The following is an 11,771-nucleotide window of genomic DNA, read 5'->3' on the forward strand; positions in this document are numbered from 1 at the left end:
GAGATCACCACAGACGCTGGGCTGAGCATCCCGGAGCTCATCTCCACCGCCGTGTCGTTGGCGACGAAGGGTCACCTGACCACCCGCCACTACGTGCTTCCGTCGACCTTCGGCACCGCCGGCGGTGCCTCGGTGACCTTCGTGGACCCCTACCCGGCGGCGCAGATCCTCGAGTCCTTCGGCAGCAACGTGCCCGGTTTCTCGCTGCCGAGCCAGTACCCGAAGGTTGCCAAGCCGGCGCCGACCGCGTCGGCATCGTCCTCAGTGACCGGGTCGGCCACGGCGAGCGCCTCGGCGAGCGCGAGCACGAGCGCGCCGGTCGTGCCGCAGGGCATCGAGCTGACGAACACCGCGACGTACCGCGTCTGCGGCTAGCGAGCACGTCTCTCGTCTGGTGTGTGCGGGCTCGGGTCAGCGCGATAGGCGTCGAAGGCGTCCTCGAGGTTGCCGAAGACGCGGCTGCGGCCGAACTTGTCGAGCAGCCCGTACAGCTCGAGCGTCCTGATCAGGCCCGCGTCCGCGCGGACGATGGCGAAGTGCGCAGCATGGGCGTGCACGTAGTCGATGAGCCCGCCCAGGGCGATGCCCGCCGAGTAGTCGACGTCGTCGATGGAGGAGCAGTCCAACACCAGCCAGTGCACCGGGTCGGGCGCCGACTGGAACAGCGCCTCGACGTCATCGGTGAACCGGTTGGCGTTGGCGTAGAACAGGTCGGCGTCGTACCGGAAGACCACCAGCCCCGGGAGGCTCTGCAGTCCCGGCGACGCCATCTGGTAGGTGGGCTGGCCGTCCTGGTCCACCCCGACCACGAAGTCGGCCGGCCGGTACTGCCGCCGGACCAGCTCGAGGATCGACAGCACCACGGCCAGGATGATGCCCTGCTCGACCCCGACCCCGAACACGACGAACCCGGTGGCGCAGGCGATGACGAACTCGCTGCGACGTCGCTTGTTGATCAGCTTCAGCCCGTTCCCGTCGATGAGCCCGTAGCCGATCAGGAAGACGATGGCGGCGAGGACCGGCTTCGGCAGGTTGGCGAGCAGCCCGGTGGCGACCAGGACGACCACGAGGACGACCGCGGACATAGTGAGGTTGGCGACCTGGGTGCGTCCCCGCTGCTCGTCGAGGATCTCGGTCTTGGTCGGGCTTCCGTTCACCACGAAGGTGCCGGAGAGCCCGGCCGCCAGGTTGCTGGCGCTGAGCCCGAGGATGTCGCGGTTGATGTCCACCCGCTGGCCGTGCTTGAGCGCGAAGCTGCGCGACGTCGCCGCGCTCTGCGCAACGATCACGACGAAGCAGGCGAAGGCGATCCCGAGGGCCAGCGGGATGTCGCTCCAGGTGAGACCGTGCGGCAGCCCGATCGGCGGGAAGCCGCCCTGGACGGAGCCGACCAGGGCAACGCCGTGCGCGCCGGCATCCGCCACCGTGGCGACCACGATGGACAGCACCACTGCGACGATCGACCCGGGGACCCGGGGCAGGAACCGCTTGAACCCCACGATGATCAGCAGGGCGCCGAGGGAGAACGCGAGCGTGGCCAGGTTCGTCTGCGGCAGCGCCTTCAGCGTGTCCCACTGCTGCTGGAACCAGTTCCCGGACGGCTTGGGGACCCCGAGCATGTCGGGGATCTGGCCGGTGAGCACCTGGATCCCGACGCCGGTCAGGAAGCCCACCAACACCGACGCGCTCAGGAAGTCCCCGAGGAAGCCGAGCCGCAGCAACCGGGCGGCCAGCAGCATCGCCCCGCAGAGCAGGGCCACCAGGCTGGCCCAGGCCAGCCAGGTCGCCGATCCCGGCGTCAGCCCGGCGATGCCCAGCCCACCCAGCCCGGCAGCCAGGATCGCCGCGGTTGCCGAGTCGGCGCCGACGACGAGCAGCCGGGACGAACCGAGCAGCGCGAACGCAATGGTCGGGAAGATCACCGTGTACAGGCCGGTGACGAGCGGCGTCTGAGCGATGGACGTATACCCCATCGTCTCCGGGATCGCCACGGCGGCGAGGGTGACCCCGGCCAGGATGTCCGTGGCGAGCCAGGCCCGCTCGTACTTACGCAGCGGTAAGGGGACGACGTCCACTGCTGCCCTCCCGGTGCCTGGCCCGCGGCGGGTCCCTGCGACCGCACTGTCGTGAGCCTGCCACCGTTGACCGACTCCGGCCACGAATCCGGCTGGGTGTCGGGACTACTGCGGCAGCTCGGTCACCACTGCACCGCGATGTACTTGCTCCCGAGGTACTCGAGCAGCCCGTCGTGGCCGCCCTCGCGCCCGAGGCCGCTCTGCTTGACCCCGCCGAACGGTGCGGCCGGGTCGGAGACCAGCGCCCGGTCGAGCCCGACCATGCCCGACTCGAGGGCCTCGCTGACCCGCAGGCCGCGGGCCAGGTCTGCGGTGTAGACGTAGGAGACCAGGCCGTACTCGGTGCGGTTGGCCAGCTCGATGGCCTCGGCCTCGGTGTCGAAGACCACGACCGGGGCGACCGGACCGAAGATCTCCTCGCCGAGGATCCCGGCGTGCGCAGGCACGTCCACGAGCACGGTGGCGGGGTAGAAGAAGCCTTCCTGGAAGTTGTGCGTCTGCCCACCGGTGGCGACTGTGGCCCCGGCCGCGACGGCCTCCGCCACCAGCTCTGCGACCTTGTCCCGGCTGTCGGCGTTGACCAGGGGGCCGAGCTGCACCCCGTCCTCCAGCCCGGGACCGACGCGGAGCCCAGCCATCGCCGCCGAGAACACTGCGACGAACTCCGGCGCGATGCCGCGCTGGACGAAGAACCGGTTCGCCGCGGTGCAGGCCTCGCCGCCGTTGCGCATCTTGGCGAGCAATGCGCCGGCTACGGCAGCGTCGAGGTCGGCGTCGTCGAAGACCAGGAACGGCGCGTTCCCACCGAGCTCCATCGAGGAGCTGACCACGCAGTCCGCCGCCTCGGCGAGCAGCCGGCGGCCGACCTCGGTCGAGCCGGCGAACGACAGTTTGCGGACCCGCGGGTCGTGCAGCATGGCCGAGACGACCGCGCCGGACCGGCGGGAGGGCAGCACGTTGACCACGCCGTCCGGCACCCCGGCCTCGGCCAGGATCGCGGCGATCGCCAGCGCGGTGAGCGAGGTCTCGGACGCCGGCTTGAGGATCACCGAGCAGCCTGCCGCCAGCGCCGGGCCGATCTTGCGGGTGGCCATGGCGGCCGGGAAGTTCCACGGCGTGACCAGGACGGCGACGCCGATCGGCTGGCGCAGCACCAGGATCCGGTTCGCCCCGACGGCGCGGTCTGCACCGCACCCACCGCGCGGACCGCCTCCTCGGAGAACCAGCGGAAGAACTCGGCCGTGTACCCGATCTCGCCCCGGGCGTCGGCCAGCGCCTTCCCGTTCTCCAGCACGATGAGCCGAGCTAGGTCCTCGGCCCGCTCGGCCTTTAGCTCGAACGCTCGGCGCAGCACCTCCCCGCGCTGCCGCGGAGCGGTGGCCGCCCAGGCCGGCAGGGCGTGCGCTCGCGGCGGCCACCGCGGCCAGGCCGTCGTCGACGGCGCCGTCGGCTACGCTGGTGAGCTCGTCACCCGTGGCGGGGTCGAGCACCGGGATGCGGCGACCGTCCCGGCCCGCCACCCAGGCGCCCCCGATGAACAGCTCGGTGGGCACGCCGGCCCGCAGCGTAGCCACCTCGGGGGACCGGTGGGCCTGCGGGCCGCTCTCGACATCCATGGTCATGACGGCATCGCCGTGTCGATCCTCTCGGTCCGGGTGCAGCTAGTACTTGTTGGCGATGAACAGCTCCTCGGCCGGAAAGAGCGTCAGCAGCTGTGCCCCGTTGGCGGTCACCACAACCTCCTCCTCGATCCGCGCCGCGGAGTGGCCATCACTGGCCGGGCAGTAGGTCTCCAGTGCGAAGACCATGCCCTCCTGGAGCTCCACCGGATGGTCCAGGGAGTTCAGCCGGGAGATGATCGGCCGCTCGTGCAGGCCGAGGCCCAGACCGTGGCCGAACTGCAGCCCGAAGGCCGCCATCTCGTTCTCGAAACCGAAGTCCTCAGCCTTGGGCCACAGCCGAGCGATCTCATCGGTCGCCACCCCCGGCCGGACCATGTCGATCGCGAGATCGATCCACTCCCGGGCCTTGGTGTACGCATCCCGCTGGGACGGGGTCGACCGGCCGACGGCGAAGGTGCGGTAGTAGCACGTCCGGTAGCCGTTGTAGGACTGGATGATGTCGAAGTACGCCTGGTCACCGGGGCGGATGAGCCGATCGGAGAAGTTGTGCGGATGCGGATTGCACCGCTCCCCGGACACCGCGTTGATCGCCTCGACGTCGTCCGAGCCCATCTCGTACAGCCGCTTGTTGGCCAGCGCGACGATCTCGTTCTCCCGGACGCCTGGCTTGAGCGCCTCGCTGATGTCCTGGTACACGCCATCGACCATCGCGGCCGCCGTGGACAACAGCATGATCTCGTCGGCGGACTTGATCAGACGGGCGTCGAGCATGACCTGCTGGGCGTCCCGCACCTCGAGGCCGATGCGCTGAAGCTCGAGGATCATCGGCGTCTCTGCGATGTCAACGCCGAGCGGCATCGTGGCCACGCCCTGCTCCACAAGGATCGCGTAGATCTCAGCGACTGCCGCCGCGATCAACCCCGCGTCCGGCGCCACCGCTCCACGCAACCCGAGCATGCCGGCTCGGCTGTTCGACGGCTCGATCCATGGCGAGTAGAGACGGTGATGCTTCGCCGCGGATCCAAAGTCCCAGACGATCGGCTCTCCGGTTCGGGTGAGCAGCGTGTACCGCGCTACCTTGTCGCGCGCCCACTCGCCGATCATGGTCGCTGAGACGTAGCGGATGTTGTTGATGTCAAAGAGAAGGATGGCGCCGAGCTGGGAGTTGTTGAGGGCGGCGCGGGCCCGACTGAGCCGGTACTTCCGCAGTCGGCCGAACTCCACGCGCTCCTCGAAGTCGACTCCCATCCGACCGGGACTGGCGGGAGTCGGGTTGCCAGTGCGTGCCTGGGCGGAGGTGTGCTCGATCGTGCTCACTAGGGTCGTCGATCCTCTCGTTCAGCCTGCGGTTTCGAGCCCGTCGCTCACGACAACGTCCTCTGAGACGAGCTCGAGTCCGGAGACTTCTGCCTGCAGCCTGAGGAGAACCGCGAAGTCCTCCTTGCCGTGGCCCTGGGCGATCACTGCCTGTACCGGTTCGCGGGCGGCAGCCACCACGGGCATAGGCACGCCGAGTTCCCCGGCGGCGCGTAGACCCAGGTCGAAGTCCTTGCGGAGCAGCACCGGTGTGAAAGTCGGTGTGAAGTCCAGATTGACCAGCGCGGGCGTCTTGTACCGGGTGAACGCCGAGCCCATGACGCTGTTGTTGATGAACTCGAGGAACGCCGCGCGCGGGATCCCGCCCTTCTCGGCGAGGACCGTGATCTCCGCCAGATTCTGGGTCACGACGCCGAGCAACAGGTTGTGGCAGATCTTCACGAGCCGTGCGTGCTCGTCGGACCCGACGTACGTGACGTGGCTGCCCAGCAACTCGAGCACCGGGCGGACGGCATCGAACGCCTCCTGGGGACCGGAGCACACGAGAGTCAACCGGCCGCTCTTGACGACCTTGCCGTTTCCACTCACTGGCGCAGCCACGAAGGTGGCACCACGATCTGCCAGTCTGGTCCTCACTCTGGCCGAACACTCGGCCGAGACGGTCGAGCAGTCGACGACATGGGTCGGAGTGCGTCCAGCGTCGGCCAGTAGCTGGTCGATGACCTGCTCCAGGTCGCCGTCGGTTGACACCATGGTGAGCACGATGTCGCGGTCGGCGAGCTCGACCGGATCGTCGACGACGGTGGCCCCTGAGCGGACGAGGGGTTCGGCCTTGGCGCGGGTGCGGTTCCAGACCGCGACGTCGAGCCGAGCCTTGGCCAGCCGGTCCGCCAGGGCGTAGCCCATACGGCCGGTCCCGATCCAGCCGACGCGCCGCCCCGACGGGTCTTCATCCACCATTTATCCTTCCCTTCCAAGGATGCAAACGATTGCGAGACTAGAGAGACACGGGGGCTGTGTCAACCGGAAGCGGCCTGCAGCTGGGCGGCCATCCAGTCGGCGGACCGATACCGGTGAAACGCTGCGACGTTCATGCAGCCGTGGTTTCCGCGCTCCAGGAGCAGCAGTTCGCCCGCGGCTTCGTCGGCGAGTCGTTGCCCCTGCTGCCACGGGATGAGCCGGTCCTGTTTGCCGAAGACGACCAAAAGGGGGCAGCGGATGTCATGTGCTCGTCCAACGAGCGTGAGCTCGCCCGCCCGTGTCAGCGCTTCCTGCGCGTCTCGGCTCTTCGACCGGATGCGGAACGCGTTGCGGGTGAGCTCCGGGGCTGCCGGGAGGCATTCGGCGAAGTCAAAGGGGCCAGCCACGGCGATGCAGGCGCGAAGACGCGGGTCGCCGCTGGCCCACCGCGGTGCGTAGTAGCCGCCCAGACTGACTCCCCATACCCCGAGACGTTCTGGGTCGATGTCCCGGAACGTCACGAGATGGTCGAGGATGGCGCGGCCAGGAACCTCCCAGTCTCCGCGAATCGCGAGGCCGTACTCCGCTTCGCCCTGTCCGGGGCCGTCTACCGAGAACGTGGCCAGTCCTCGTTCGAGGAAGAGCGCCTCGGTGGTGCCGAACTCCTCTTTCGCGGAGTCAAGGCCCGGCACGAGCACCACCAGCGGGTGAGGCCCCGGACCGTTCGGTCTGCGCAACACACCGACCAGAGTCCCGGTCTCAAACGGAATCTCGAGGCGTTGTCCGGGGGGGTCAAGATGCGGCAGCGCATCGTTGAGGCACCGGACGGCACTCGAGTGGGCTTCGCGTTGCTGTTCGAGGTCGTTGACGAAGACGAACTTGGCGAAGTGGTAGTAGACGGCGGCGCGAGCGAGGTGGGCGCCCGCCGATTTCGTCTGCCCCAGGGACAAGGCCTCTCGACCCAGTTGCTCGTGCTCAGCCGCGACGTGGCTCCAAGCACCGCACCAGTCGTCCCAAGCGAGCCCCCGAGTGATGGTCTCGAAGTCGGCGACCGAGACCCCGTTGGTTGTGAACCGCGGAGCCCAGTGGGCGACGGCATCGCGAACCTGCGCGTCCATGGTGGACCTCCGGTTCAGGGCTTGGCCCAGTAGTCCGCCGCCTGCCGAGTTTCGGCGAGCCGTTCGGGGGTCTCGACTCCGGGCGCGAGTGAGGCTGCTCCTCCTGCGAGGACTTGGTGGTGGTCGATGTTGAGCAGGCGCAACCAGCTCTGCTGACCCATGGTGATCGCGATGAAGTATCCAAGCTCGACGAGCTCCGGCTCGGTGAAGTGGCGATGCATCCGATGCCAGAACGCCTCGTCCGGATCCAGCCGCCAGGTGATCGCCTCTGCGTACGCCAGGGCTGCCTTCTGGCGTTCGTCGTACGCGTCAGACCTCTCGAAGTTGAGCAGCTGGTCGTAATTGCCTTCGGTGAGGCCCTTCTCGGCGGCTTGGACCGAGCGCTGGTTGCCGCAGAACTCGCACTTGACGGTACGAGACACGTAGACCCGGCACAGCTCCTTGACCTCATGGTCGCAGACACCATTGCGGAAGACGTCCTGCCAGGAGTGCGCGAAGGACCAGAACACGGCAGGGACGTGCGCCCGCACCGCCTGGCTCTCCGGTCGCGGTGTGCCGAACTGAGCGCAGCGCGCCAACTCCTCTCTCATGGCAGGGTCCAGCGACTCCAGCGGCACGTAGCTGATCCTCTGGGGACCGCTCATCTCTCCTCCTTGGGTGTATGCGGCAGCACGAGCTAGCGGATCGCCATCACCGTGGCCGGGTCGATGCCGAGGTCGGAGAGCAGCACCTGGGCTGCGCGGCGGCCAGCCCGGCCAGCCACTGAACCACCGGGATGGGACGTCGACCCGGTCAGGTAAAGCCCGGGCACTGGGAGGCGGTGAGAGGGCCAGCCCATGAGGACCTCGCCGTCCGATCCAACGATCTCGCCGCCGTGGCAGGAGCCCCCGACGTTGTGCCGGTTCAGCCGTTCGAGGTCGCGCGGGCTCTCGGGAACGACCGCCAGGACCTCCGCGTCGGCTAGCCCATCGATCCGCCGTGTGGCGCGCTCCAGCAGAGCTCTGGCGAATTCGTGCTTCTCGGTCTCCCAGTCGCGGCCGTCCGACAACGTGTAGGGGGCGACGGTGAGGAACTTGCACGTGCCCTGACCATCGGGTGCACGGCTCGGATCGACGATCGTCGAGCAGACGACGAGCAGCCAGGGATCGCGCGCATCCCATTGCCCTCGATCGAAGAGCTGGTACTGGGAGAGGCTGCCGTCCACGGACCCGAGGCCACCGGCCACCGACTCGAGCGGTCCTCGGTCGGTCGAGTACCTGACCTGTTCTCGGAGGGCCAGATGGACCGCGAACAGGCTCAGGCCCGGACGCCATGCAGCGCTGGCCGCGGCCACTGACGTAGCAGCGGATGGTGTGCCGGCGAGCATGCCCGGCAGGTGGGTCAGGTGGGCGCTGGAGAGCACCGCGCGTCGGGCCGCCCACACCTGCCCGTCCGCAGTTCGTACGCCACTTGCCCGGCCGTGCTCGACCAGGATGTGCTCCACTGCCTGACCGACTATCACAGTGCCTCCGTGGTCCTCGATCATCCGGGCCAGCGCGTTCGGAAGCTCCCCGGACCCACCGAGTGGCGTGGCCCAGCCGTAGGCGATCCGGCCCGCGGCGATCGAGAAGGGCAGGATTCCCGTACCGGCCCGGTCGATGCGCTGGATGGTCGCGAACGACAACCAAGCCATCGCGTCGAGAGTCTTCGGGTGGCTGAAGCGCGCCCGGAGCGTGTCCAACGCTGAACCGGTCCGGATCGTCAAGTAGCGCGCATCTGCATCCGAGCGACCGGGGTCGAGGTCACCCTCGTTCCAGCGGATGTGCGCGCTGCCGAGGCCCTCCCTCCAGTCGGCCAGGAGCTCGAGGAACGCCTGCGCGTCGGCGTCGCTCCACTTTGCGATCTCCTCCGCGGTTCGTTCCGCATCCCGATGGACCACGAAGCTTGACCCATCCGTGAAGGGCAGGACCACGGCTGGGTCCGTCCAGACGTAGTGGAGTCCATACGAGCTCAGGTCGAGCTCGCCCTCGCGGATCGCAGGGTTCGACTGGATCAGCACATGGGCGCTGGAACACGTGTCATGACGGAACCCGGGGAGCGTGAGCTCCTCGGTCACGGTGTTCCCGCCGATGAGGTGGCGCTCCTCCAAGACGACGACTTCAACTCCTGCCTTGGCCAGGTAGGCAGCGGCGATGAGGCTGTTGTGACCTCCGCCGATCACCACGACATCGGCAACATTGCGGGCCATCTCGGTTCCTGGCCCTCTCATGCCGCGCGGCCGAGTCCGCCAGGGAACGCGTGGAGTCGCTGCGGGACGCTCTCCGTCACCAGCGGCAGCTCGCTCGTCTGAACGCCGAGCCGACGGTCATTGGTGACCACGTTGGGTTGCACGACCACGGTCATTCCGGCCTCCAGCGGGTCGTCCGGCGGCGGGGTCAGTTGTCGGCTCGGCGAGCCGAGGACGGGAGGTATGTGGCCGCCGCCGAAGTCGTGCACGAGGGTGTCGACAGTCGTGAAACCAGCCGCCTCGTCTACGGACGCTGCTTCGACCAGCTCGGCGGGGAGAACGCCGGCTCGGAGCCTGCCCTCCACTGCTTCGAGGGCAGCCGACGCGGCGTCGTGCAGATCGGCGAGCAGGCTGGTGGGCTCAGCCCCGACGGTGAAGGTCCGCAGCAGCTGGCCGGCGTAGTCCGGTGCAGCCGATGCCGACAGCGCGAACGTGAGGAGGTCGCCGATCTTAGGCAGCCGATCGCTCGGCCACGGCAAGGGGACGCATCGGTCTGGCTCAATCATCGAGGTCACCCTGAGGTAGCGGATGTGATGACTACCGCCACGCGCGATGGAGGCCGCTTCGACGAGGGCGGACAGCTCATGCTCGGTGGCACCCACGGAGTCGCGCCCGGTGAGCATCTCGGCCGCATGCTCGGCGAGCTCGGCAGCCCCGCAGAAGGCCGCGATCTCCTCATCCGACTTGGTCCGACTTGGTCCGACGTAGCCGCGGTCGAGCGGGTTCAGTGATCGGCTTGCCCCCAGGGATCGGTGCTGGTCGTAGGGGAGGGGGCCGACAGCAACCGGCCCGGTGGCGCGGCCGGCCGGCCGGTCAGTCAGCGTGGCGACTGGGTCAGGGCTGGCCCAGTGCACCTCGGAGTCGACAGCCAGCCGCTCGGCGTTCGCTATACGGTTGTGGTAGGGCACGAGCAGGACGAACGGTTCTCCAGGAGTCACCGGCACGTGAGCCTCTCGGGTAACCGGCCAAGAGGTGAGCCAGGGAACGGCAGCGCCCGACCGGTTCGCCCCGTAGACCACAGCTTGGCTGACCCCAGCGCTGGCCATGAGGTCCTCGAAGGCCACCCGGCGCCTGGCGAGTTCCTCGGACGAGAAGACCCATGCGTCACCCTCCGCCCCTGCGTGACTCACCGCGTCGTCGTCTCGTTGATTCGTGCGTGCGAAGCAGGAATCACGGCAGCACCTTCTCGAGGGTTCCGTACCGCAAACGTTTGCAGCTATGGCAGTATCACCCATGGCAAGCCACGACTGTCAAGTGTTCCGCGAAGCTGTCCCGTGGGAGGTTCCGCACGTTGACCGAGACCGATGCGAAGGGAATCCGGCTCGGCTACTTCAGCCTGTCGATTGTGTCGAGGGTGGCTGCGGCTCAAGGGACCTACACGGCTTACGGAGTGGATGTCGTCGAGCAACCGGTGGCCTCGTCGGTCGACCAGTTCCGGAGGCTTGTCTGGGGCGAGCTGGACGTCCTTCTGACCAGCCCGGACAACGTGCTGACCTATCGCGTCAATCACAGCAATCCGATCGGTTCCTTGGTCGACGTGCGGGTGCTCCGAGCGGTGGACGGGGGGATGGGGCTGTCGTTGATGGCTAGGGCCGGGACGTCAGGGATCGCCGCCCTGCGGGGTGCTCGGATCGGGGTCGACTCCGCAGCATCCGGTTTCGCCTACGCCCTGTACGCGGTGCTTGAGGCTGCGGGTCTGCGTGTCGGCGACTATGAGCTGGTCGAGCTGGGCTCCACCCCGCGGCGGGCGGTCGAACTTGCGGCCGGCGGGTGTGACGCCACCCTGCTCGGGAGCGGGCACGACGTGCTTGCGGAGCGGCGAGGGGCGGTTCGTCTCGTTCGGGTCTCTGCGGCCCTTGGGCCCTATCCGGGGGCGGTGCTCGCTGCCAAGGCGGATGTCATCCACGACCGGGGACCAGCGATAGTGCGGTTCCTGTCGGCGTGGGACCAGGCGGTGGCCGACACGCTGGACCCGAGGCGGGGATCGATGGTCACCTCGGTGCTGGGGGCCGGCCTGGACGTGCCGAAGGGGGTCGCGGACGAGGTCTATCGCAGCGTGGTCGACCCGCGCGACGGGCTGGTGCCGGACGGCCGACTCGATCCGGAAGGCTGGGCGTTGGTGGTCGACCTTCGGCGTCGAGCGGGCGGCTTCGACGTAGGGACTGACCCCGGCCGGCTCCGGCGTGAACCCCCGCTTGCCTAGTACTACAGCCGCACTTATGGGGCGGCTCCTCGAGCTGCGTGGTGGCAGCGTCGGGCGCGCGCTTGGTGTCGTCGTCGCCAGCGTGACCGGCCGAGGGTGAAGCGAGGTTCGGCTGGTTGCTGCCAGACGAGACGAGTGAGCAAGCGCCGGACTTCGGGGACGGTGATCGGGATCAGGCTGGGATCGACCGCCCCCTTGTTCCCGCGGCGG

General features: G+C 68.5%; 9 protein-coding genes and 1 pseudogene. 2 read left to right on the forward strand and 8 right to left on the reverse strand.

All coding sequences use genetic code 11. The annotated features are described in order from the left end of the window. On the forward strand, positions 1–375 hold a 375-nt coding region (locus VIM19_09050; protein ID HEY5185028.1), incomplete at its 5' end, for a hypothetical protein. Here VIM19_09050 and VIM19_09055 read toward each other — a convergent pair. From VIM19_09055 to VIM19_09090, 8 genes and pseudogenes are all read right to left on the reverse strand, one after another. Continuing rightward, a complete protein-coding gene (locus VIM19_09055) occupies positions 372–2,075 on the reverse strand; it encodes a SulP family inorganic anion transporter (GenBank protein ID HEY5185029.1) in 1,704 nt (567 codons plus the stop codon). The two genes, VIM19_09050 and VIM19_09055, sit on opposite strands and share 4 nt — an antisense overlap. 122 nt (positions 2,076–2,197) lie before the next feature. Beyond that, positions 2,198–3,697: pseudogene (locus tag VIM19_09060) on the reverse strand (NAD-dependent succinate-semialdehyde dehydrogenase). Between the two features lie 39 nt (positions 3,698–3,736). Further along, entirely contained in the window at positions 3,737–4,945 is a 1,209-nt protein-coding gene (locus tag VIM19_09065; GenBank protein ID HEY5185030.1) for a Xaa-Pro peptidase family protein, read from the reverse strand. A gap of 90 nt (positions 4,946–5,035) precedes the next feature. Further along, positions 5,036–5,974, reverse strand: a complete 939-nt coding sequence (locus VIM19_09070) for an NAD(P)-dependent oxidoreductase (GenBank protein ID HEY5185031.1) — start codon at positions 5,972–5,974, stop codon at positions 5,036–5,038. Positions 5,975–6,033: 59 nt separating this feature from the next. Then, positions 6,034–7,092 (reverse strand): alpha/beta hydrolase, encoded by a 1,059-nt coding sequence (locus VIM19_09075; protein ID HEY5185032.1) that lies wholly within the window; start codon positions 7,090–7,092, stop codon positions 6,034–6,036. 14 nt (positions 7,093–7,106) lie between these two features. Continuing rightward, the gene (locus VIM19_09080; protein HEY5185033.1) at positions 7,107–7,709 is read right to left on the reverse strand and encodes a carboxymuconolactone decarboxylase family protein; all 603 of its coding nucleotides are present in this window, start codon (positions 7,707–7,709) and stop codon (positions 7,107–7,109) included. A gap of 59 nt (positions 7,710–7,768) precedes the next feature. Further along, entirely contained in the window at positions 7,769–9,319 is a 1,551-nt protein-coding gene (locus tag VIM19_09085; protein HEY5185034.1) for an NAD(P)/FAD-dependent oxidoreductase, read from the reverse strand. Positions 9,320–9,336: 17 nt separating this feature from the next. Continuing rightward, a complete protein-coding gene (locus tag VIM19_09090) occupies positions 9,337–10,593 on the reverse strand; it encodes a M24 family metallopeptidase (protein ID HEY5185035.1) in 1,257 nt (418 codons plus the stop codon). 56 nt (positions 10,594–10,649) lie between these two features. On the opposite strand from VIM19_09090, the gene VIM19_09095 reads away from it, so the two are divergent. Next, positions 10,650–11,561 (forward strand): ABC transporter substrate-binding protein, encoded by a 912-nt coding sequence (locus VIM19_09095; protein HEY5185036.1) that lies wholly within the window; start codon positions 10,650–10,652, stop codon positions 11,559–11,561. Positions 11,562–11,771 lie beyond the last annotated feature (210 nt).

It is taken from the genome of Actinomycetes bacterium (assembly GCA_036510875.1).
Taxonomy (GTDB): Bacteria; Actinomycetota; Actinomycetes; order Prado026; family Prado026; genus DATCDE01.

Coding starts and splice junctions, on each gene's coding strand:
- VIM19_09065 (HEY5185030.1), bottom strand. CDS start 4,945: ATGGGAGTCGACTTCGAGGAGCGCGTGGAGTTCGGCCGACTGCGGAAG.
- VIM19_09070 (HEY5185031.1), bottom strand. CDS start 5,974: ATGGTGGATGAAGACCCGTCGGGGCGGCGCGTCGGCTGGATCGGGACC.
- VIM19_09075 (HEY5185032.1), bottom strand. CDS start 7,092: ATGGACGCGCAGGTTCGCGATGCCGTCGCCCACTGGGCTCCGCGGTTC.
- VIM19_09085 (HEY5185034.1), bottom strand. CDS start 9,319: ATGGCCCGCAATGTTGCCGATGTCGTGGTGATCGGCGGAGGTCACAAC.
- VIM19_09090 (HEY5185035.1), bottom strand. CDS start 10,593: ATGGGTGATACTGCCATAGCTGCAAACGTTTGCGGTACGGAACCCTCG.